Raw genomic sequence first — 22,572 nt, forward strand, 5'->3', positions numbered from 1 at the left:
CAGCCGTCAATCGTGACCTCCACCATGACGCCGATGGACCTCAACCTTCCCGCGCTGGAAATGCAGACGCTGTTCGATGCGCTGCCGGACGTGGTGTTCTTCATCAAGGACAGCGAGGGCCGCTACACCCATTGCAATCTGACGCTGGTGCGCCGGCTCGGACGCAAACTGCGCAGCGACATCATCGGCAGCTCGCCGCTGGAAGTGTTCCCGCTGCCGCTGGGCGGCAGCTACATGATGCAGGACCGCCGCGTGCTGTGTGGCGAGCTCATCGACAACCAGTTGGAGGTGCATCTGTATCCCAACCGCCTGCCCGGCTGGTGCCTGACCTTCAAGCGCCCGCTTTGCGAGGCCAATGAGGTGATCGGCGTGGTCGGCATTTCCCGCGACCTGGGCCAGCCCGACAGCCGGCACTCGGCGTACGAGCGCCTGAGTCAGGTGATGGATCACATGCAGGCCAACTTCGGCGACAACCTGCGTGTGCAGAGCCTGGCCGACCTGGCCGGCCTGTCGGTGGCGCAGCTGGAGCGGCACTTCCGCCGCGTCTTCCAGGTGACCCCGCAGCAATTGCTGACCAAGCTGCGTATCGAATCGGCGATGCGGCTGCTGTACGGCGACGACAGCATCGCCAGCATCGGGCAACGTTGCGGCTTTGCCGACCAGAGCGCGTTCGCGCGTCAGTTCAAGGCAACCGTCGGCATGACCCCGCGCGATTACCGTGCGCTCAAGGGCCAGCTGTAGGCACGCAGACACGCGCCGGCACATCGCTGCCGCAAATGCCGAATTCGGCAGCATCGACGGTGCTGTGGCAATGCGGTTTGCCTGGGTGGTTGCGGCGCTGTCGCAGCGCGCATGACGGTGCCCGGCCAAGGCCGCGCTGAAGGGCGCGTCAAGGCGAACCAGGGCCCGGATGATAGAATTTCGGGTTTCCCCTACTGCGTTGCCAATGGCCAGCTTTTTCCGCCGTAACAAGCCAACCACGCCCGACAGCGCGCGTACCTCGCGCTATAGCCTGGAAGAACTGGCAGCCGCATTCCCCACCGCGCCCTCCGCTGCCACCCCGGCGTCGCCGGTCGAGGCAATGCCCACCGCCGAACCCGGCGCGGCGGCAACGACGGCATCGCCTGCGCCTGCCGCACCCGTGAGCAGCGAACCGGTAGCGCCAACGCCGGCCGCAACGCCGCCCGCCGCCGCCGCACCGGCCGAACAGCATGCGCAGGACATCGCCGCGCGGGCCGGTCAGGCGCAGAGCGTTGCCGCAGTCCCCAGCGCACCCACACCGCCGGCAACACCGGCGCCTTCGGCCCTGCAGGCGCTGCCCGATCCGATGCCCGCTGCCACGCCCAGCCCCACCACGGCAGTGGTGGTGCCGCCGGTAGTCGTGCAGCCACAGAGCGCGCCCCTGCCACCGGCAGCTACGCCGGCACCGACGCCGTCGCAACATGCCACGCCCGCAGTCGCACCGCCGACCGGCGTGCCCGCTGCCACGCCCGCCGTCGTTGCGCCTGCCGCCACACCCGCTGCGCCCGCAGCGACGCCGGTCGTCGCCCCGCCGCCCGCAGCCGCCCCCATTGTCGTCGCCCCGGCCGTGATCAGCGCCCCAGTGCCGGCCAGTTCCGACAACGACAGCATCGTCGGCCAGCGCGATGCGCTACCGGCCGCCCCGGCCGGCAAACCGGGCTGGCGCGATCGCCTGCGCAACAGCAGCTTCGCGCGCAGTTTCGGCGGTCTGTTCTCGCGCAACCCCAAGCTCGACGACGACCTGCTCGACGAGATCGAAACCGCGCTGATCACCGCCGACGTTGGCATCGGCGCCACCACCGCCCTGGTCGAAGGGCTGCGCAAGCGCATGAAGTCGCGCGAGTTCGTCGATGCGCAGGCGATGTTCAAGGCCTTGCGCGCCGATCTCATCGCGCTGCTGCAGCCGGTTTCCAAGCCGCTGGTCATCGACCGCGCGGCCAAGCCCTTCGTAGTGCTCACCGTCGGCGTCAACGGCGTCGGCAAGACCACCACCATCGGCAAGCTGGCCAAGCGCTTCAAGGACGACGGCAACAGCCTGATGCTGGCGGCCGGCGACACCTTCCGCGCCGCCGCGGTGGCGCAGCTGCAGGCCTGGGGCGATCGCAACGGCGTGGCCGTGATCGCGCAGGGGCAGAATGCCGATGCCGCCTCGGTGGCATTCGACGCGCTGCAGGCCGCCAAGGCGCGCGGCACCGAGGTGTTGATCGCCGACACCGCCGGCCGCCTGCACACCCAGACCGGGCTGATGAACGAACTGGGCAAGATCCGCCGCGTGCTCGGCAAGATCGATGCTGCCGCACCGCACGAGGTGCTGATGGTCATCGACGGCACCACCGGGCAGAACGCCATTTCGCAGCTGCGCCAGTTCCATGCCGCGGTCGGCGTCACCGGCCTGGTCGTCACCAAGCTCGATGGCACCGCCAAGGGCGGCGTGGTGTTCGCACTGGCGCGCGAGTTCAATATCCCGATCCGCTTCGCCGGCATCGGAGAGCGCCCGGAAGACCTGCGCGTGTTCGACCCGGTCGCCTTCGTCGACGCCCTGTTGCCGGAAGCCTTGGGCAGCTGAGTGGAACGCGCCTGCCCGCATCTGCAGCCGCTGTGCGCACAGGCGCTGCAGGCAGGCTGCACGGTGCGGCAGATGTCGGGCGACTGGTCGCGTGCCAGACGTGTACTGGAGTTTGCCCAACCCCTGCCGGCGGCGCTGCGCAGACAGGCCCGCGCCACTCCCGCGGCAGTCTACTACCATGCACCGGCCGCGCCGCACGGCCCTGGCGATGAAGGCGTTTTCTGCGAACAGTGCCTGGTCGGACTGGCCTTTCCGCTGCGCTGAGCGGCACCGTCGCGCCACACCCGCCGCCGGGCCGGCCCCGCCCTGAAGCCCTTGCCCTCCATCGCCAGCAGAGCCCATGCCAGCCGACCACGCCACTGCCACCGCTGACGCTTTCGTCGACCGCCTGCTGCACTGGTTCGACGGCCACGGCCGCCACGACCTGCCCTGGCAGCATCCACGTGCGCCGTACCGGGTGTGGCTGTCGGAAATCATGCTGCAGCAAACCCAGGTCGCGGTGGTCATTCCGTATTTCCAGAAGTTCGTCGCCCGCTTTCCGACCCTGGCCGATCTGGCCGCAGCCGACAACGACAGCGTGATGGCGCATTGGGCCGGGCTGGGCTACTACGCACGCGCACGCAATCTGCACGCGGCCGCCAAACAATGCCTGGCCCTGCACGGTGGCGAACTGCCACGCGATGTCGATGCCTTGCTCGCCTTGCCCGGCATCGGCCGCAGCACTGCGGGCGCGATCCTCAGCCAGGCCTGGAACGACCGCTTCGCGATCATGGACGGCAACGTCAAGCGCGTGCTGACGCGCTTCCACGGCATCGCCGGCTATCCAGGCCTGCCGGTGATCGAAAAACAGTTATGGCAACTGGCGACGACGCATGTGGCGCACGTGCCGGCCGGCCGCCTGGCCGACTACACGCAGGCGCAGATGGATTTCGGCGCCACGCTATGTACGCGCGCCAGACCGGCCTGCGTGCTGTGCCCGCTGCAGGACGCTTGCGCCGCGCGCCGCGATGGCCTGGTGGACGCACTGCCCACGCCCAAGCCCGGCAAGGCGTTGCCCGAGCGCGAAGCCACTGCCTTGCTGCTGGAAAACGCAGACAGGCAGATCCTGCTGCAGCGCCGCCCGCCGACCGGCATCTGGGCCTCGCTGTGGACGCTGCCGCAGGCCGAGACCGACAGCGGCATGCGCGCATGGTTCGACAAACACATCGATGGCAACTACGACCGCGCCGACGAACTGCCGCTGATCGTGCACACCTTCAGCCATTACCGGCTGCATCTGCAGCCCTTGCGCCTCGGCAAGGTCGCACTGCGCCCGGCGGTACGCGACAATGAGGACCTGCGCTGGGTCGCCCGCGCCGATCTCGCATCGCTGGGCTTGCCGGCGCCGATCCGCAAACTGCTCGACGCCCTCTAGGCGCGCACTCAAAGGAATCCGCATGTCCCGCACCGTGTTCTGCCAGTACCAGCAATGCGACACCGAAGGCCTGGATTTTGTGCCGTATCCCGGCGAGCTCGGCCAGCGCGTGTTCGCGCAGATCGGCAAGAGCGCGTGGCAGGCGTGGCTGGCGCATCAGACCATGCTGATCAACGAGAACCGGCTCTCGCCACGCGACCCCAAGCACCGCGCGTTTCTCGAGGCCGAGTTGCAGAAGTTCCTGTTCGAGCGCAATGCCGACAAGCCCGACGGCTATGTCGCGCCGATGCGCGAAGAGTAAGCGCACCAGGACTCGCCGCCGCCCACCGACGACTGCGCTCGTGCCGGGCAGGGCCGGCCGGTGAATCGCATCGGCGTGCATCGCGTGTGCCTTGCGGATCCTGCGCCGTTTATGCAAACAGGGGATTGCTCGCTACAACTGGTTGACCGTTCCTGAGCGGGATACGCCTGGCGCATCCCCGGCAGTGCAGCGACACTGCACGATCGCCGACCTGCTGCAACCGACATCCGGGCATCGCAATGCCCGGATGCGCGCAGCTCAGCCGACGCCGGTGGGCCCATCCAGCAGCATGCGGATCCGCTTGAGCAGTTCCTTCTGCGTGTACGGCTTGTTGACCACGTCAAATTCCGCACCGCCGACGTCGGTGCGCTCGATGCTGGCATCGGCATAGCCGGTGGTCAGCAGGACCTTGACCCTGGGCAGCATGCGCCGCGCCTCGCGTGCCAGCACCACGCCATTCATGCCGCCGGGCATGATCAGATCGGTAAACACTGCGTCCACCTCCGGATGCTGTTCCAGCACCTCGACCGCCTCGCGGCCGCTGGATGCGGTCAGGATGCGGTAACCGGCATCTTCCAGGAACATCTGCGCGACCACCGCCACATCCGGCTTGTCTTCCACGATCAGGATGGTCTCGCTGCCGCCCTTGTCGATCGCGCGGCCCTTGGCCGCCTGCAGCTCGTTCTCGAACTCGCTGGAGGCGGGAAAGTACAGCCGCACCGTCGTGCCCTCGCCCACTTCGCTGGAGATGCGCACGGTGCCGCCGGATTGCTTGACGAAGCCGTACACCATCGACAGGCCCAGGCCTGTGCCCTGCCCTTCGTCCTTGGTGGTGAAGAACGGCTCCATGACCCGGCTGGCGACATCCGGCGGCATGCCCGAACCGGTATCGCTCACCGCAAGGCTCACATAACGGCCCGGTGCCAGCTGGTGATACATCGCCAGATCATGGCTGGTGATTTCCACATTCTGCGTCTGCACCGTGACCTGCTTGCGCTCGACCTGCGCCATCGCATCGCGCGCGTTGATCAACACGTTCAACAACGCCACTTCGGCCTGCGTGGTATCGATCTGGCAATTCCATAGCCGCTCGTCCAGCGACTGCTGCATGGTGATGCCGCCGCCCAGCACGCGCTCGGCCATGTTGTTCATGCCCGACACCAGACCGTTGAGGTTCACCACCCGCCCGCGCAACTTCTGCTTGCGCGAAAACGCCAGCAGTTGCTGCGTGAGCGTGGCCGCCTTGGCGGCTGCCGCAGCCGCGTGCTCGGCACTGAAGGCGATGCGCTGCGCGTTGTCGCCGCCCTTGTTGGCCATCATCTGGATCACTTCCAGGTGGCCGGCCATCACCTGCAGCAGATTGTTGAAATCGTGCGCAATGCCGCCGGTCAGCTGCCCCAGCGCTTCCATCTTCTGCGCCTGGCGCAAGGCGTCCTCGGCATCGCGGCGACGGCTTACATCCAGCTGCGAGCCGAAGAAATACACCAGACGGCCGCTCTCGTCGAACACTGGTGAGACGAACAGCGCATTCCAGAACGACGAACCGTCCTTGCGGTAATTCAGCACTTCGGTGGCGAATTCGCGCCGGTTTTCGATCGATTCGCGGACATCGTCGATGCTGGAGCGGTCGGTCTCCGGCCCCTGCAGGAAGCGGCAGTTGTTGCCGATGATCTCCTCTGCCGAATACCCGGTCATTTCCAGGAATGCGCGGTTGGCGAACACGATCGGATTGTCCGGCAGATGCGGGTCGGTCACCGTCATCGGCATCCGCGTGGTCTCCACCGCCGCAAAGAAGATATCCGAGCGATGTTTCTCGACCGGAAGACTGCGTGATTCGCCGATGTGAGGCGCCCGTGGCTCTCCGTACCCAGGATCGTTCAAGTGCATGTTCTCCGCGGGGCCATTCCCGTGGCGATAGTCTAGTTGGGGCCGGTGAGCTGATCCCTCACATCCATGAGCCTTTCCCGTACGGCCGCGCCCGCCGATGCAACCCAACCCGCCTGACGCAGCACGTGCCGATGCGGCGCCTGCGTTGACACCACGTCGATGCCCGCCGCACCGGCGGCCATCAGCCCCGTGCCCGCATCGCCGGCACATCCAGCCATGGTCCGTGCACGGCCCGGTCAACCGGCGAAACGCGATGGCGCCAACCGCCGCAGGCACCGGCGCGCATGCACGCGCGCAGTTGTGAGCCATTGCCTGCGCCGTCGCTTGCTGAAAGCAGGTTAATGGTGCCGCGACAGGCCGTCCGTGGCAGGCAAGCGCATCGGCGGTTTTGCCGTAGCATGCGCAGGCAGCAAGCAGCTCCTGCGCTTCATTCGGCCGTTCTGGCGCCGTTGCGCGCGTCCTTCCAGCCAGCGCAGGTTCTGGCGACCATGCGATGCCACCATGCCGGGCTACCAGACCCAGATTCACGAACTGACCTTCGGGCAACTGACCTACGTCATCCGCGCACTTGCCGATAAACAGCAATACGCCGATCCGGACGAGAGTGCGTCCGATGCAGGCATCTCTTCGGCGCAATGGAGCCTGTTCGGACAGGTCTGGCCTGCGGGTCGACTGCTGGCCGAAGCGATGGCCACGCGCCCGATCGATGGCAAGCGCATTCTCGAACTCGGTTGCGGCCTGGGGCTGGCCAGCCTGGTGTTGCGCAGGCGCGGCGCCGACGTGGTCGCCAGCGACCATCACCCGCTGGCCGAGGTGTTTCTGGCGTACAACGCTGCGCTCAACTCGCTGGACTCGGTGCCGTATCGCCGGCTCGACTGGGACGCCGGCGCGCTGAACATGGGCCAGTTCGACATGATCATCGCCAGCGACGTGCTCTACGAGAGCCGCCACGCCACCATGCTGGCCACCCTGATCCCCGCGTTGGCCAAGCCCTCGTGCGAGATCGTCATCAGCGACCCGGGCCGCGGCAATGCCAACGCGCTCTCGCGCATGCTGGCGGACATCGGGTTTTCGCTGGTCGCCGGCGAGCGCCAGGCCGCCGCCCAGGTGGCCAAGGCGCCGCGCCTGTTCGTCTACCGGCGCAACATGGACAACTGGTGGCCGGCAGGCGGCTAAGCGGCCTGCCGCTTCACTCGACTGCAGGGTTATAGGCAGACAGGGCGATCGGCTTGCGCGGATCGGCCTTGATCTCCTTGTGCTCGCTCATGCGCAGCGCGTCGGCATCGGGCGAGTCGTCTGAGTTCATCTCCCAGCCTTCCAGCACACGCTTGTGGAAGAACACCCCGCCACGCGCACGGTCATAGCGGAACGTGATGTAGTCGGTCCAGTGCTGGCCACAGGCCACGCCATTTTGCACGGTGAAGTAGGCGCCCTTGGCCACCAGGCCGTCTTCGCCATCCAGAAACGGATCGCACTGCCCGCCTTCGTCGGCCTTGAAGATCACCCGCGTATTGCGCCCGGCGATCGCAAAGCCGCCATCGGCGGTCGCCATCACGACCAGCAGGGTCCGCGCCGGCGCCGGGGCGCCGTCTGCCTTGCGTGCATCTTCTGTGGCGGCGCGCAGGGCCACCACATAATCCGGCCGCCCATCTCCGCTCAGATCCGCCTCGGCAAGGCCGATGACCGTTTGCCCGGACGGCAGCAGCCTGGACGCAGCAGCAGGCAGCGTCGCTGCGCCGCACGGCGCTACGGCTGCCAAGGTCAGGGCCAACCACCAGTATCGCGTTCTCATTGCCGTTCCTTCATGTGCATGGGACGCCAGCATACGCGGCGATCCAGCTCGGCCGGCCGGTGATGCACTGCGTGAGATCGCGTCTGCATGGGCGATTGCAGTCCACTTCATCACACCGGCACTCAATCGCGTGGCCGCCGGTTCGATGATGCGAGCGTGTCTGCCGCGCTGCCGGCGCCAGACGTCAGACGTCAGACGTCAGCGGCGATATTCCTTCGGGTCCAGAAACTCGGCCAGGCAGGAGCCCACACGCAGCGCCTGCTCGCGCGCATCACCGCGGTATTCGCCCTGCCCCGCACCTTCGATCGTGGCGATCGGCGAGGCGCGGTCGCGGTGATACACGAACGCCGTCGACGACCACTGCGTCTGTCCAGGGGCCTGACTTTCCATCGTTTCCACGCGGAACTCACCGCAGTACCCGTGAATCAACGTGCGTCGAAGTGTTTTGTGCGTCATGCGCGGAAGTATCGCCACGTGCAGTTGAAGACGACGTGGAAAAAAACCGCCGCGACCCGGCCGGGCGCGGGCAAATGCATTCCTTCCCTTCACTCCCCCGGCGCACGCTGCCGAGCCTCCTTGAGGACGCAACCGGCAGCGCCTGGACGCTGGCGTGACAGCGCAGAGCGACACGGCAATTCGTCCAGCCGCATGCGACAGGTCTGCCGGCAGACGCAGCACATCCACCTGCAGCAATCGCTGCAACGTGGCATCAATAAAAACGGGAGGAGATTGCACATCCGGCGATTGCCGGGAAGCCTTGCGATCGAAGGCTTGGAAATGGTGGCCGAGGACGGAATCGAACCGCCGACACGGGGATTTTCAATCCCCTGCTCTACCAACTGAGCTACTCGGCCACTATCGCAACATGCTGCCTGCGTTGCGAGGACGCGCATCATAGCGAGCAGCCGCAGTTTGGGCAAGCCTTGCGATGAACTTTGTTGCGGGCCGGCGCGACGCCTGTGCTTTCCTGCACCGGTTCACGCCGCGCGGCGGGCGGCATGGCCTAGCCTGCGCAGGTCCGGAGGAGATTGTCATGCGCCTGCCCCGCCTGCTGTTGTCGTTCGCCTTGCTGCTGCCGCTGGCGGCCGCCGCCCAACCGCCGGTACGCGCAGTGCCGCAACTGGACATCTCCCGCTACGCGGGCCAGTGGCACGAGATCGCGCATCTTCCGGTGTCGTTCCAGAACAAGTGCCGCAGCGACATCACCGCCAGCTACACCTTGCGCGACGATGGCCTGATCGGCGTGCGCAACGGCTGCCGCACCGCCGATGGCGAGCTGGCCCAGGCCGACGGGGTGGCGCGCCCGGTCGCTGGCCAGCCCGGGCAGCTGCAGGTGCGCTTTGCCCCGGAATGGTTGAGCTGGTTGCCGCTGGTGTGGGCCGACTACTGGGTAATCGCCCTCGACCCGGACTATCAATGGGCCATGGTCGGCGAGCCGGATCGCAACTATCTCTGGATCCTGTCGCGCTCGCCGCAGATGCCGCGCGCGCAGTTCGAACAACTCAAGGCCCGGGCCGCGCAGATGGGCTACGACCTGTCGCCGCTGATCGTGGCTGCGTCGCTGCCCTGACTCCGGTGGCAGGCCCACCGCGCGCCGCGCATCACACGCCGCATTGCACGCGCGCCGGCAGCAAGGCAGCAACCGTACTGCGTAGTATTCTTGGCGCCGCCTCATCCCGCCAAGGACTTCAGTACATGCGTCGCGCCTCCCGTCTCCTGATCGTCTCGCTGGCCTGCGGCCTGCTGCTGAGCGCCTGCGGCGGTGCGGTACGCCGCGTGTCCGAGCCGGCTGCCAGCATCCAGCAATTGACCGTGCGTGCCGATGGCTCCTGGTCGGTCGATCTGCGGCTGCAGAACTACAGCAGCATCCCGATGCAGTTCGAGCGCGTGGCGCTGGAGATTTCCGCCGGCGATCAGGTCGCCGGCAAGCTCGACCAGACCGTCGGCATCTCGATCGGCCCGGAAACCGCCGACGTGGTGACCGTCAACGTGCAGCCAACCTCGCTGGGCCGCATCACCGTCGCCGACGTGCTGGCCGGTGGCCGCTCGCTGCCTTACGCGCTCAAGGGCACGGTATGGGCGACGCCGCAGGACAAGAAGCAGCGCGATTTCAGCGTCGAGTCGCGCAACACGCTCAGCCCGGCGCCCGGCCTCAACGGCGTGCTGCGCTGACGCGCACGCCTTCCCGCACTCGTTTGAAGGATTCCGCATGAGCAGCTACACCGCCCCACTGACCGATTTCCGCTTCGCCCTGCACGATGTGCTCGGCGCGCAGGCCCTGTTTGCCCGGCTCGGCTATGCCGACGCCAGCACCGACATCATCGACGCCGTGCTCGAAGAGGCCGGCCGCTTCACCGCGCAGGTGCTGGCGCCGCTCAACAGCATCGGCGACGAAATCGGCTGCGCCTTCGACAAGGGCACCCACGCGGTGACCACCCCGCCCGGCTTCCGCGCCGCCTACGACCAGTTCGTTGGCGCCGGCTGGAACGGGCTGACCGCCGAGACGCAATTCGGCGGCCAGGGCATGCCGCACACGCTGGGCGTGCCGTTGAGCGAAATGATCAACGCCGCCAACCTGGCCTGGGGCAACTTCCCGCTGCTCTCGCATGGCGCGATGGAAGCGCTGCGCCAGCACGGCGAAACCTGGCAGCAGGACGTCTTCCTCAAGCCGCTGATCGACGGCCGCTGGACCGGCACCATGTGCCTGACCGAGCCGCATTGCGGCACCGACCTGGGCCTGCTCAAGACCCGCGCCGAGCCCAACGCCGACGGCAGCTACGCCATCACCGGCACCAAGATCTTCATCACCGCCGGCGAGCACGATCTCACCGACAACATCGTGCATCTGGTGCTGGCCAAATTGCCGGACGCACCGGCCGGCGCCAAGGGCATCTCGCTGTTCGTCACCCCCAAATTCAAGGTGGACCGTGACGGCAACGTGGGCGAACGCAACGCGCTGCACTGCGGTTCGATCGAGCACAAGATGGGCATCAAGGGCTCGGTCACCTGCGTGATGAACTTCGAAGGCGCGCAGGGCTACCTGGTCGGCCAGCCGCACAAGGGCCTGCAGGCGATGTTTACGATGATGAACACTGCGCGCCTGAGCGTCGGACTGCAGGGCATCGGCCTGTCCGAGCGGGCCTACCAGAACGCGCTGCGCTATACCCGCGAACGTCTGCAGTCGCGCGCGCTCAGCGGCGCCCGGTTTCCCGACAAACCGGCCGACCCGATCATCGTGCACCCGGACGTGCGCCGCATGCTGCTGACCATCAAGTCGCTGACCGAAGGCAGCCGCCTGCTGGCGCTGCATGCCGCCAGCCTGGTCGACGTGGCACACCGCGGCGCCAGCGAGCAGGAACGCGCCGATGCCGAGACCCTGGTGAGCTTCCTCACCCCGATCTCCAAGGCCTGCCAGACCGAGTGGTCGATCGAGAACACCTACCACGCGCTGCAGTGCTTTGGCGGCCATGGCTACATCCGCGAATACGGCATGGAGCAGCTGGCCCGCGATGCACGCATCACCACCATCTACGAAGGCACCACCGGCATCCAGGCGCTGGATCTAATCGGCCGCAAGACCGCTGCCAGCCAGGCGGCCGGATTGAAGCTGTTCCTGGCCGATGTGGAAAGCTTTGCCAACGCACAGGAAGGCAACGCAGCGCTGGCCGAGTTCATCAAGCCGCTGCGCGACAAGTGCAGCGAGTGGGCAATGCTGACCCGCGACGTGCTCGATCGCGCCGCGCGCAACCCGGACGAACTCGGCGCCGCCAGCTACGACTACCTGTTCTATTCCGGCTACGTGGTGCTGGCGTACTGGTGGGCACGCAGCGTGGCCGCGGCCGATGCCTCCGCGCACAGCGAGGACTTCAAACGCGCCAAGCGCGAAACCGCACGCTTCTACTTCGCACGCGTGTTGCCACGCACGCTGGCCCATGCCGCCACCATCCGCAGCGGCGCCGCCCCGCTGATGACGCTGGAAGCGGAGCTGTTCGGCGAAGCCTGAGCGAGCGCCCTCCTCGCCGCGGGCTGCCGCCGTCGTAGCAGCGGACCTGGCCGCGACGAGGCGGTACCGATCGGCGAGACGTCGCGCCCGGGTGCGCTCCTACGGCAACCTCACAGGATTCCACCGCTATCGTAGGAGCGGACCTGGCCGCGACGGGCATCACCGATCGGCGAGATGTCGCGCCCGGGTGCGCTCCTACGGCAAACTCACAGGATTCACCGCTGTCGTAGGAGCGGACCTGGCCGCGACGGGCATTACCGATCAGCGAGATGTCGCGCCCAGGTGCGCTCCTACGGCTAAACCAGGCCTTCAACGCCCAAGGACTGGGCACGCAGCACGGCGGCATCGCGGCCGGGCGGGCACGTGCTGATCCCTTGATTGCAAGACGCGCGCCACGGCCCGTCGCTGCGATACACAAACTGTCAACGATCGGGTATAAGCTGTTTTCCCGATGGAGACAGACACGCACGCAGGTGATGTGATCGTCCCCGGAGGCTCCTCAGCCCCGGTCGCGGGCAGCGCTGTCGCTGCAATCCAGCAACTTCCCACCTTGCGCCTGCTTTCGCTCGATGCGCATGGTCGCGTACTGGACTGGATCAACTGGCAGGACGCCGCCTGCCTGTACGCACGCGGTGCGGTGTCCTGGACCCTGGGCGAGCCCTGCATGGAGATCCACGGCGGCATGTCGCGGCTCACCGGCGAGCGCAGCACGCTGGCACTGCATCCCATCATCGCCGCACGCGGGCATGCCCGTTCGCGCGCGCTGGACCCGACGCCGACCCTCAGCAACACCGCCCTGTTCGCGCGCGACTCGCAGTTGTGCATGTATTGCGGCCAGCACTTCAGTCGCCCGCAGCTGACCCGCGATCACGTCATGCCGGTCTCCAAGGGTGGCCGCGACAGCTGGGAGAACGTGGTCACCGCCTGCTTCCAGTGCAACTCGCGCAAGGCCAACCGGACGCCACAGCAGGCGCATATGCCGTTGCTGGCCGTGCCTTATCGCCCCAGCTGGATCGAGCACCTGATCCTGTCCAACCGCAACATCCTGTCCGACCAGATGGCGTTCCTGCGCGCGCAGTTGCCCAAGCGCTCGAAACTGTCGCTGTAGGCCGCTACCCGCTGGCTCGACACGACGCTCCGGCTGGATCGCCGGGACGGCGGTGGGATCGTCCGACCGATGTGTGGCAACGCGCACCGGCGGGCGCGTCGACTCGACGCAACCCGCAGCACACAGCGCCTCCACGCAATGCGCAGCCCCGATGCTTCCTCGAGCATTCACGGCGACCCGGCCAGCCTGCCCATCGCATGGCCATGCAGCCTCGCTGGCCAGTGTCACAGGCCCTTTGACCCGGGTGCGGCGGATTGCCGCACCTGCGCCAAGGATGCAACGCACGCGCCTGCACTGCCCACCGTGCCCAGCCGTCACTTCCCGCTGACAGCTGAACCGGTTTGCTTGCCGGGCCTTCGCATGGGGAGGACAATACGGCTTCAGAACATTGACACGATGATGATCGACTCCACCCGCTATCCGCGCCTGTCCCGCATCCAGACCCCCGACGATCTGCGCACTTTCGACGAGGCCGATCTCACCGCGATCGCCGAGGAGCTGCGCGCCTACCTCATCGAATCGGTGGGCAAGAGCGGCGGGCATTTTGCGGCCGGCCTGGGCGTGATCGAACTCACCGTCGCCCTGCACTACCTGTATCAGACCCCGGTCGATCAGCTGGTGTGGGACGTGGGCCACCAGACCTATCCGCACAAGATCCTCACCGGCCGCCGCGACCAGATCCACACGGTCAAGCAAAAGGACGGCGTGGCGCCGTTCCCCAAGCGCGAAGAGAGCATCTACGACACCTTCGGCGTCGGGCATTCCTCGACCTCGATCTCGGCTGCGCTGGGCATGGCGATCGCCGCCCAGCGCAGTGGCGACGAGCGCAAGGTTGTGGCGGTGATCGGCGACGGCGCGATGACCGCCGGCATGGTCTACGAGGCACTCAACCACGCCGGCGGCATGGACCCGGAGCCGAACCTGCTGGTGATCCTCAACGACAACCGCATGTCGATCTCCGAAGCGGTCGGCGGGCTGACCAAGATGCTGGGGCGTGCCAGCGGCAGCCGCACCCTCAATGCGATCCGCGAGGGCGGCAAGAAGATCCTCGGCGACAAGAAGAACAACCCCACCGCGCGCTTCGTGCGGCGCTGGGAAGAACACTGGAAAGGCATGTTCGTGCCGTCCACGCTGTTCGAGGAAATGGGCTTTCACTACACCGGCCCGATCGACGGCCATGACCTGCCCGGCCTGGTCGGCGCGCTGAAGACGCTCAAGACCCTCAAGGGCCCGCAGCTGCTGCACGTCATCACCACCAAGGGCAAGGGCTACGAACTGGCCGAAGGCGACCAGATCGGCTACCACGCCGTCGGCCCGTTCGACCCGAGCAAGGGCCTGGTCGCCAAGACCGGCGCCAAGAAGCCGACCTATACCGATGTCTTCAGCGACTGGGTCTGCGACATGGCCGCGGCCGAACCCAGGCTGCTGGTGATCACCCCGGCGATGCGCGAAGGCTCGGGCCTGGTGCGTTTCAGCAAGGAATATCCGCAGCGTTATTTCGACGTGGCGATTGCCGAGCAGCATGCGGTGACGCTGGCCGCCGGCATGGCCACGCAAGGCGCCAAACCGGTGGTGGCGATCTACTCCACCTTCCTGCAGCGCGGCTACGACCAGCTGGTGCACGACGTGGCCGTACAGAAGCTCGACGTGCTGTTTGCGATCGACCGCGGCGGCGTGGTCGGCCCAGATGGCGCCACCCACGCCGGCAACCTGGATCTGAGCTTCCTGCGCTGCGTCCCGCACATGGTGGTGATGGCGCCGGCCGACGAGGCCGAATGCCGTCAGATGCTGACCACCGGCGTGCGTTACGAAGGCCCGGCGGCCGTGCGCTACCCGCGCGGCACCGGCCCGGGCGTGGCCCTGGACGCCTCGCTGACCACCCTGCCGATCGGCAAGGCGCAGCTGCGCCACAGTGGCACACGCATCGCCCTGCTGGGCTTTGGCGCGAGCGTGGACGCGGCCGAAGCGGTCGGCCGCGAGCTTGGCCTGACCGTGGTCAACATGCGCTTCGTCAAACCGCTCGACAAGGCCATGCTGCTGGAGCTGGCCAGCAGCCACGAAGGCTTCGTCACCATCGAAGACAATGTCGTCGCCGGCGGCGCTGGCTCGGGCGTGGCAGAACTGCTCAACGCCGAAGCGGTCACCCTGCCGATGCTGCACCTGGGCCTGCCGGACAGCTTCCAGCACCACGCCAGCCGCGAAGACCTGCTGGCCGAAGCCGGCATCGACCAGGCCGGCATCCGCGCCGCCGTGCTCAAGCGCTGGCCGCAGTTGATGGCAGGCAAGGCGCCCTCGCGGAATGCGGCTGCAGGCTGAGGCCTGCGCTGGTTGCACGCAGCGGTAGTTGCGGCAGGCGGTTGGAAAATCGCCTGCCGGTCCCGGCAATGCCGTGCGCCGCGTGTTGACGCTGATGGATTGCCGCCGGGCGTAAGCGATCCGCCCGATGAGGCCTCAGATCTGCGGCACTGCACCGGTGCGTGCAAACGCATCCACCAGCCGCACGATGCGCGCCTGCGCCTCGATGTCGCGCAGTTCTGCCTGCAATCTACCCACGCCCGCCGGCACCCCGGTGGCAGCAAGCGCCTGGCGCAACAACGCAGGCAGGTCATCCAGCTTGCGCAGCCACCGCGACGCAGCTGCGCTGTGCAGGCGCGCGGCGTGGTCGAACTGGTCGTAATCCAGCGGATAGACGATCGACGGCAGCCCTGCGGCCAGGCAGGCATACAGGATGCCGGCACCGCCATGGTGGACGACCAGGGCGTAGCGATGCAGCTGCCGTGCGTAGTCCACGTACGGCAGGCGCTGGTAGTTGCCCTGCGTCTGCGCTGGCGGCGCGGCGGTATCGCCATCGCTGAAGTGGAAGATCACCTGCGGGAACTGCACGGCCACCGCACGCAGCACCTGATCCATCCGCTGCTTGACCCACTGCAGGTGCGTGCCCAGCGTCACCAGCACGTGCCGACGACCGGGGACGAACTGCGGCGGCGCAACCGCCGATGGCGGCGTGCACAGCTGCGGCCCGACGAAGCGCACTGCCGCAGGCCAGCGCCGGGCCAGCTCGAACGACGGCAGCCCCAGGGCCAGGATGCAGTGCGGCGAATACACCGCCTCGCTGCGGTCGTTGCGATAGATCGCCGGCAATCCGGCTGCACGCATCTGACCGCGATAACACAGGTGCAGGCTCCGTTTGAATCCATGCGTCAGCCGCCGCGCCACGGCATGCCAGATCCGCTGCCGTGCCGTGGATGCCGGAAGCAGACCACCGAAATACGCCGGCGGCCCGTCGACGGTTTCGATCACGCATGGGGACGGCATGCTGGTCCACCAGGCGATGCCCATCGCCTGCGCCGCCAATCCCGCGCTGGGCAAGGTGAAATCGGCGATCACCAGGTCCGGCCTACGGTCGCGCCAGCGCTGCCGTACCGCATCGCCCAGCCGCGCCATCAGGCCAAGCGCTTGGTGCAACTGGCGGCGCAGCCGCAGGGGATTGTGGCCCACCGCATACGGCGGATTGGCGATCTCGCGCAGTTGCCGGTCGGCTTGCGCGTCCAGCACGCTGACGCCGCTCAGCCCGCAGGCATGGATGCGCGCCAGTGCCGCCGGCGTGCTGATGACGTGGACCTCGTGATGCGGCGCCAGCTGCAGGGCGATCGCCAGGATCGGATGCAGATGGCCGCTATACGGGGGTGCGATCAGATCAATGCGCATGGTCCCTCCCCTGCACTGCCTGCTCGATCTGCGCGATAAAGGCCTGACACTCGGCCAGCACCGTTGCATCGCGCAGATAGTGCAGATGCCCGCATGCCGGCCTCAGATCTGGCGCGGCGCCGAACAGCAGGCGCGAGATCCAGTCGCCGCTGCCCTGGACGATGCGCAGCTGTCCGAACGTCGCAGGCGCAGTGCACACCGGGCCATAGGCAAACACGGCAAGACGCGCGCGCAGCGCCTGCGGCAGCTGCAACGCGGTCAGCAGCTGCAGACCACAACTGCCGGCCAACAGCACCGTCCTCGGTGTCTGCTCCAGCAACGCCACCACGCGCATGCGATCGGCGTCCGCGGCGCGTGCGCCGCGTGCAGCCAGATACTGGCGCGCGTTGCACACGCTGGCGCGCCACAGCGGTGTGCGCCGATGCGGTGGGCCCGCGGAGCGATATGGATAATTGCAGTCGATCAGCCGCCGGCCCGCGCCTTGCAGCTGCTGCAGAAACTGCTGTTGTTCCCCGCTCAACGCACAGCGCTCCGGATCGCTTTGCCCGGTGAGGAAGGCGACCTGCAGGCTGGCGCCGTCAGTCCGCACGGAAACGTCCATCCGGCAACACGCGGTAACGCCGGGTGCGCCAGCGGATCGTGCGCACCAGCGCAGCATGCGCCAGATGCAGCGGCTGCAGGCACTCCGCGACGACCGACAGCAACGGACGGTGGCGCACCGCACCGGTCACCCGCCATTGCACCAGGCACAGCAGCAGCGCACGCAGCAGCACGGTGCACAGCACGCCGGCCACTGCCGGCCAGGTCGCCTGCACGCAGGCACACCCCAGCAAGGCCAGCAGCAACAACGGCGGCAGCCCCTGCAGCAGGCCGATGGCCAGGCCCACGCCCACTGTCTGCCGACGCAGCAGGATCGACGCGAACAACATCCAGCGATGCATCTGGCGTGCGTAGCTGGCCAGATCCGGGATCGCAGTGCGCATAGCCACCGGCGCGACGGATTGGTGCAGCCGCCCGCCGCGCCCGCGCACCAACGTGGCAACGGCCAGATCGTCGGTGAGCTGCTCGAGCAACGCGGCAAACCCGCCCCAGGCGCGCAGTTGCTCGGTCCGCGCGGCATAGCACATGCCGTTGATGGTCAACGGCGCGGCGAACGGCAGCCAGCCCAGATAGGTCAGCGCCGCATTGTTGTTGACGAACTGCGACAACAGCCGGCCCGCCAGCGTGCTGCCGTCCTGGTAGTACGGCAGTGCGGTGACCAGATCGGCATCGGCCAGATCCTGCAGCAAACGTGCGAGCGCGCCGGCGCCCAGTTGTGCATCGTCGTCGAGGATCAGGCTGATCGGCGCCTGCACATGCGCCAGCGCGTGGTCGAGCTTCCACGCCTTGGGATTGATCCCGGCGGGCGCGGCCGGCACCTGCATGCGCGCGATACGTACATGCGGATGCAGCGCCGCCAAGGTCTCGGCAACGGCATTTCCCGGGCCATCGTCTGCATCCAGCAGCCAGAAAAACTGCGCGTCCGGCAGCGCTTGCAGGTTGGCGGCAAGCACCTGCTGCAAGTGCGCGTCGCCGCCCAGCACGGGCTGCAGGATCGCCACCTCGGCCTGGGGTGCGATGGCGCCCCCCGATGGCAGCGCGCGTGCCCCACGCATCACCCACAGCACCGCAGCCGTCTTGACCATCAGCACCGCCAGATAGGTGGCTGCCACTAACGGAACGACTACGCCCACTGCGCCGCCTGCCAACGCACGAATGCCTCGATGCCCTGTTCCAGACTGACGCTGGGAGGACCGAGGTCGGCGAGCGTGCGTCGTGGATCGAAGGTCTTGGAATAGGCGAACGCGCCCACGCCAAAGCGGGTGATCGGCGGTTCGCCGCGCAGGCGCAGCACGCGATATGCCGCCTCCACCACGCTGGCCATGCGCAGCGCAGTGGCGATGCGCACCTCGCGTCGCGGCAGCGGCAGCTGCAGGCGCGTGAGCAGGTCCAGCAACAGCTGCTGCAGATCCACCGGCTGCGCGTTGGTGAGGTTGTAGGCCGGCTGCAACTGCGGCGCCGTCGCCGCGCGATAGAGGTAATCGCACAGCGTATCGATGTAGATCAGGTCGCCGATTACCGGCTGCGTCTGGCCGACGAAGCGTGGCAGCGCCCCCTTGCGCGCAGCGGCGATCACGCGCGGGAACAGCACCGTGTCCCCCGGCCCGAACACCGCACGCGGGCGCAGCACGCAGGTGTCGCCCGGATAGTGCTCCAGCAACATTTCGCCAAGGTACTTGGTCTGCGCATAGGTGTTGACGAACGCCGGCCCGATCGGGCTGTCCTCGCTCAGGTCGTATTGATGCGCCTCGCGATAGAACACCGAACTGGACGACACATACAGCAGACGCGGGCAGCCGTGACGCTTGCAGAAGTCGATGACGTTGGCGGTGGCCTGGACGTTGTGCCGCTGGAACTGCGCACGCGTGCCCCACGGCGAGGCCAAGGCCGCGGCGTGGATCACCACATCCGGCTGCCACTGCAGCGCGAACGGCTGGCTCAGGTCGATGCGATGGTAGTTGGGCAGATCACTGGCACGACGACCGATGCCGTGGATCTCCACACCCGGCTGCCCCTGAAAACGTCGCAGGAAGGAACCACCGACAAAGCCGGATGCGCCGGTCACGAGAATACGCAGGCTCATCGCCACTCCGGTTGATAACGGTCAAGACTGGGTTGGCAATGCGAAGGCAGGATGGCCAACTCGGGATGGGCAAGCGACAGCGCATGCAATTGCTGCACGGTGCGCCGGAACGCGTGCCAATCGTGCATCAACAAACGCGTGGGCCAGGCGGGCCACTGCAGCGTCGCCCAGGTTGCCGACGACCACACCGCATCGGCGCACAGCAACACCTCGCGGTCGTGCTGGTCGCGCAACCACAGGCCCATCTGCCCGGGTACGTGCCCGGGCAAGGGCACCGCCAGCACGCTGCCGTCGTCGAACAGATCGTAGGCCGCGCCCAGGCCCTGCCAGGCGCCGGTCAGCGCGCGCACCGGTGCCTGCTCGGCAAACCGCAGGCGCCGATCGAAATCTTCGGGGAGCAGCTGCGGCAACAAGGCACGCCGCAGGCCGCCGACGCGTGAGCAGGCACGCAGCTGCTGATAGTCGGCACGCAGGCAGATGAAACGGGCGTTCGGCAGATCGCGCAGGCCGCCGACATGGTCGGCATGGAAGTGCGAGATCAGGCACCAGGCGATCTCCTCCAGCTGCACGCCGCGGCGTGCCAGTTGAGCGCCCAGCGTTTCGTGCGCGGGCAGGCGCACCGGCGTGGTCCAGCGATACAGACGCTCGGGCCAGGGATCGGTTGCGCGGAAGAAATGCGCGGCATACCCGGTGTCGTACAACAGCGCACCCCGTTGCGGATGCCGGATCAGCACGCTCAACGCGGGGAATTCCACCGCATGCCAGTGACCATCCGCACGCACCATGCGCTCGCAGTGGCGGCAATGGCCGATACGCAGCAACTCGAGCGACACGCGCGGCGGCATCAGGGCGCGACCTGGTCGGAGCATGCGCACATGCCCTAGTACCGCAACACCATGCCGCCGATCGCCAGCCCGGCACCGGTGCCGAGCAGCGCGAACAGATCGCCGCGCTGCAGGCGTTGCTCGACCCGGGCGTGATGCAAGGCATGCGGCAGCGATGCGGCGACCTGGTTGCCGGTGTCCTGCAGGATGCGAACCACCTGGTCGGGGCGCAGCCCCAGCGCCTGTACCACATGCTCCAGGCCGCCGCCGGAGGCCTGGTGCGGCACCAGGCAGCGCAACGCTGCCGTGGTGGTGCCGGCCTCGCGCAGCAGTTGTTCCCAGAATGCAGGCAGCTGGCGTGCAGCGAACCGGTAGGCGCCACGCCCATCCATGCTGAAGCTGCGCAAGGCATCGGGCGCCTGCTCTTCACCACGCGGATAGCGCGTGCCGCCGCCGCGAATGCGGCACAGCTCCGCGCCATCGCCGTAGCTGGCCAGGCGGCTGGACAGCAGTGCCGAGCCATCATCGGCGGCGCTGCGCGTCACGACCACCGCAGCCGCCCCATCGCCGAACAAGCCGGCCGTGGCCGGCGTCGACGCATCCAGCCCACCCGATGCCACCTCGCTGGAGACGATCAACACGCGCCGGTAGCGTCCGAGCGCCAACGCATTGGCGGCCATGTCCAGCGCCACCAGAAAGCTCAGGCAGGTCGCGTTGACGTCGAAGGCAGGAATGCCCGAATCGCCCAGCCCGAGCGAGCGCTGGATCAATACCGCCTGGCAGGGAATCGGCTGCTCCATGACGCTGCAGGCCGAGATCAGGCAATCGATCTGATCGGGGTCGATGCCCGCGCTTGCCAGCGCCTGGGCCGCCGCCGCCGCGCCCATCGACGAGGCCGTCTCGCCCTCGCCCACGTAATGGCGCGTGGCCACCCCCGAGCGCGCGAAGGTGGTGCCCGCCGGCAGCTGCCAGCGTTGATCCAGCTGTTGCGAGGTCACCTCCGTCGCGGGGACATGGCGCCCGGTGCCCAGGATGCGCAGCGGCAATGCGTTCAACACGGAGGTCTCGTTGGACAAGGCGCGCAGCATACCGTGGCGGGCGTGGGCCGAGCCGATCGGTCGCCGGATCGCGCAGTGCGCAGCGCCTGCCGGCGAGGACGGCGAGCGCGCAGCCGCTCACCACCTCGTTCCAGCCGACGATCGCCACGCATGCGTGCCCCCGTTTCAGGGCGCTTCCACCGCGTACCCCAGCGCCTGCAAGCGCGCCAGATAACCATCGGCCGCGGTCAGCCGGCTGATCGGCAGCACCGCGAAGGTGCTGCGATTGCGTTGCAGCGCGGTGGTGGCGATGCCCAGCCAGTGCTCGCGCATGCGCCGTTCCAGATCGTCGATCCCGCGCTTCCTGGCGGCGCCGGAACTGGCCATGGCACTCATGCAGGCCGCTTGCGGATCTTCGCGTGGCAACTGGCGCAGTGCCTCGATATCGCCCACCGACCAGGCGTTGGCGCGCTCGACCATCGTGGGCAGGTCGCGCTCGACGGTGACCAGGATGCTGCGAAAGCACGCGGTGTCGTCCATGCCGCCGGCGCGGAACTCCTTGATGGCCTGGCGTGGGTCGGCGATCTTGTAATCCAGCGCGGTGGGGGTCGGCTTGATCCCGGCGCGCTTGGCGGCACGCTCCACCACCGACCAGATCACCGGCGAGCGCGCCAGGCCGGAACGCTTGATCGCCGCCTGATACAACTCCCCGGCGGCAAGCATCGGGCGCTTGCGCTCCACCCCGCGATCGCTGCCGAGATAACGCGCCTTGGCAACCGACCAGCGTGCATACAGCTCGGCCGGCAGCAGCTCGCGCAGCTGGCGGCCGTCTTCGTTCTTCATCGCCTTCATCGCCGAGGGCAGCAGGGTCAGTTTGCCGAAGAATCCCATGTCCGCATCGATCTGGACGGTCGGTGCCATCAGCACCTGCTGCGACTGGGCGATGATCGTTTCCACCTCGGTGGACTGCCACTGCAGCCGCTTCGGCAGCGGCGACACGGTGCCCAGGATCCACAGCACATGATCGCCCTTGCTGACCTTCCACAAGCCCGGGCCGGGCTGCACGCCGCGCACCACCATCGCTTCCAGCTCGACCACGGCCGGCGGCGATGGCGCGGCCAGCTGCGGCTTCGCGCCAGCGCTGGCCGCCGCCAGCAACGACACCAGCATCGCTCCCACGCCGCATACCGCCCGCTGGCCTCGCATCACGTCTTGCCCCCTGTGTGAG

Annotated in this window: 21 protein-coding genes and 1 tRNA gene; 11 read left to right on the top strand and 11 right to left on the bottom strand. The window is 67.6% G+C overall.

Annotation, left to right across the window (positions count from 1 at the left end):
• The first annotated feature begins 24 nt into the window (after positions 1-24).
• The 5 genes from H7A87_RS12130 to H7A87_RS12150 all read left to right on the top strand — a co-directional run bounded on the left by H7A87_RS12130 (position 25) and on the right by H7A87_RS12150 (position 4,302).
• Entirely contained in the window at positions 25-741 is a 717-nt protein-coding gene (locus H7A87_RS12130) for an AraC family transcriptional regulator (protein ID WP_104582088.1), read from the top strand.
• Positions 742-946: 205 nt separating this feature from the next.
• Complete coding sequence (gene ftsY, locus H7A87_RS12135; RefSeq protein ID WP_180496659.1) at positions 947-2,587, top strand: signal recognition particle-docking protein FtsY; 1,641 nt, start codon at positions 947-949, stop codon at positions 2,585-2,587.
• Positions 2,588-2,851, top strand: a complete 264-nt coding sequence (locus H7A87_RS12140; RefSeq protein WP_119128578.1) for a hypothetical protein — start codon at positions 2,588-2,590, stop codon at positions 2,849-2,851.
• A gap of 76 nt (positions 2,852-2,927) precedes the next feature.
• Positions 2,928-4,001: an A/G-specific adenine glycosylase gene (mutY, locus tag H7A87_RS12145; RefSeq protein WP_119128577.1), complete on the top strand. Its 1,074-nt coding sequence runs from the start codon at positions 2,928-2,930 to the stop codon at positions 3,999-4,001.
• Positions 4,002-4,023: 22 nt separating this feature from the next.
• Positions 4,024-4,302 (top strand): oxidative damage protection protein, encoded by a 279-nt coding sequence (locus H7A87_RS12150; RefSeq protein ID WP_104647961.1) that lies wholly within the window; start codon positions 4,024-4,026, stop codon positions 4,300-4,302.
• A 258-nt stretch (positions 4,303-4,560) separates the two neighbouring features.
• Here H7A87_RS12150 and H7A87_RS12155 read toward each other — a convergent pair whose 3' ends face one another.
• Complete coding sequence (locus tag H7A87_RS12155) at positions 4,561-6,183, bottom strand: hybrid sensor histidine kinase/response regulator (RefSeq protein ID WP_104648251.1); 1,623 nt, start codon at positions 6,181-6,183, stop codon at positions 4,561-4,563.
• Positions 6,184-6,690: 507 nt separating this feature from the next.
• On the opposite strand from H7A87_RS12155, the gene H7A87_RS12160 reads away from it, so the two are divergent.
• Positions 6,691-7,365, top strand: a complete 675-nt coding sequence (locus H7A87_RS12160; RefSeq protein WP_104647962.1) for a methyltransferase domain-containing protein — start codon at positions 6,691-6,693, stop codon at positions 7,363-7,365.
• A gap of 13 nt (positions 7,366-7,378) precedes the next feature.
• Here H7A87_RS12160 and H7A87_RS12165 read toward each other — a convergent pair whose 3' ends face one another.
• The 3 genes from H7A87_RS12165 to H7A87_RS12175 all read right to left on the bottom strand — a co-directional run bounded on the left by H7A87_RS12165 (position 7,379) and on the right by H7A87_RS12175 (position 8,835).
• Positions 7,379-7,981, bottom strand: a complete 603-nt coding sequence (locus H7A87_RS12165) for a hypothetical protein (RefSeq protein WP_119128575.1) — start codon at positions 7,979-7,981, stop codon at positions 7,379-7,381.
• 198 nt (positions 7,982-8,179) lie between these two features.
• Positions 8,180-8,437: a hypothetical protein gene (locus H7A87_RS12170; RefSeq protein ID WP_104582079.1), complete on the bottom strand. Its 258-nt coding sequence runs from the start codon at positions 8,435-8,437 to the stop codon at positions 8,180-8,182.
• 322 nt (positions 8,438-8,759) lie between these two features.
• Positions 8,760-8,835, bottom strand: a tRNA-Phe gene (locus H7A87_RS12175).
• Positions 8,836-9,014: 179 nt separating this feature from the next.
• Between H7A87_RS12175 and H7A87_RS12180 the strand changes: the two genes are divergently transcribed.
• The 5 genes from H7A87_RS12180 (at position 9,015) to dxs (ending at position 15,408) form a co-directional block, all read left to right on the top strand.
• Positions 9,015-9,551, top strand: a complete 537-nt coding sequence (locus tag H7A87_RS12180; protein ID WP_119128574.1) for a lipocalin family protein — start codon at positions 9,015-9,017, stop codon at positions 9,549-9,551.
• Positions 9,552-9,676: 125 nt separating this feature from the next.
• Positions 9,677-10,153 (top strand): LEA type 2 family protein, encoded by a 477-nt coding sequence (locus H7A87_RS12185; RefSeq protein ID WP_104647964.1) that lies wholly within the window; start codon positions 9,677-9,679, stop codon positions 10,151-10,153.
• 37 nt (positions 10,154-10,190) lie between these two features.
• Entirely contained in the window at positions 10,191-11,984 is a 1,794-nt protein-coding gene (locus tag H7A87_RS12190; protein WP_119128573.1) for an acyl-CoA dehydrogenase C-terminal domain-containing protein, read from the top strand.
• Between the two features lie 451 nt (positions 11,985-12,435).
• Positions 12,436-13,092 carry an HNH endonuclease gene (locus tag H7A87_RS12195; RefSeq protein WP_053045183.1) on the top strand — a complete coding sequence of 219 codons (657 nt, stop codon included), beginning with the start codon at positions 12,436-12,438 and terminating at the stop codon, positions 13,090-13,092.
• Positions 13,093-13,491: 399 nt separating this feature from the next.
• Positions 13,492-15,408 (top strand): 1-deoxy-D-xylulose-5-phosphate synthase, encoded by a 1,917-nt coding sequence (dxs, locus tag H7A87_RS12200; protein ID WP_115677728.1) that lies wholly within the window; start codon positions 13,492-13,494, stop codon positions 15,406-15,408.
• Positions 15,409-15,543: 135 nt separating this feature from the next.
• Here the strand turns inward: dxs and H7A87_RS12205 are convergent, their stop codons facing one another.
• The 7 genes from H7A87_RS12205 to H7A87_RS12235 form a co-directional block, all read right to left on the bottom strand.
• The gene (locus H7A87_RS12205; RefSeq protein WP_119128572.1) at positions 15,544-16,800 is read right to left on the bottom strand and encodes a glycosyltransferase; all 1,257 of its coding nucleotides are present in this window, start codon (positions 16,798-16,800) and stop codon (positions 15,544-15,546) included.
• Positions 16,790-17,401: a hypothetical protein gene (locus tag H7A87_RS12210; RefSeq protein ID WP_119128571.1), complete on the bottom strand. Its 612-nt coding sequence runs from the start codon at positions 17,399-17,401 to the stop codon at positions 16,790-16,792. Before H7A87_RS12210 ends, H7A87_RS12205 begins: the two co-directional genes overlap by 11 nt.
• Positions 17,379-18,533, bottom strand: a complete 1,155-nt coding sequence (locus H7A87_RS12215; protein ID WP_119128848.1) for a glycosyltransferase — start codon at positions 18,531-18,533, stop codon at positions 17,379-17,381. The genes H7A87_RS12210 and H7A87_RS12215 overlap by 23 nt, the downstream gene beginning before the upstream one ends.
• Positions 18,524-19,483 carry an NAD(P)-dependent oxidoreductase gene (locus tag H7A87_RS12220; protein ID WP_104582021.1) on the bottom strand — a complete coding sequence of 320 codons (960 nt, stop codon included), beginning with the start codon at positions 19,481-19,483 and terminating at the stop codon, positions 18,524-18,526. Before H7A87_RS12220 ends, H7A87_RS12215 begins: the two co-directional genes overlap by 10 nt.
• The gene (locus tag H7A87_RS12225; protein WP_104647969.1) at positions 19,480-20,328 is read right to left on the bottom strand and encodes an MBL fold metallo-hydrolase; all 849 of its coding nucleotides are present in this window, start codon (positions 20,326-20,328) and stop codon (positions 19,480-19,482) included. Before H7A87_RS12225 ends, H7A87_RS12220 begins: the two co-directional genes overlap by 4 nt.
• A gap of 35 nt (positions 20,329-20,363) precedes the next feature.
• Entirely contained in the window at positions 20,364-21,395 is a 1,032-nt protein-coding gene (locus H7A87_RS12230; protein WP_180496661.1) for a 3-oxoacyl-[acyl-carrier-protein] synthase III C-terminal domain-containing protein, read from the bottom strand.
• Between the two features lie 135 nt (positions 21,396-21,530).
• Positions 21,531-22,550, bottom strand: a complete 1,020-nt coding sequence (locus H7A87_RS12235; protein ID WP_167766596.1) for a TraB/GumN family protein — start codon at positions 22,548-22,550, stop codon at positions 21,531-21,533.
• Between the last annotated feature and the right edge of the window lie 22 nt (positions 22,551-22,572).

Source organism: Xanthomonas sp. CPBF 426 (assembly GCF_903989465.1).
Lineage (GTDB): Bacteria > Pseudomonadota > Gammaproteobacteria > Xanthomonadales > Xanthomonadaceae > Xanthomonas > Xanthomonas euroxanthea.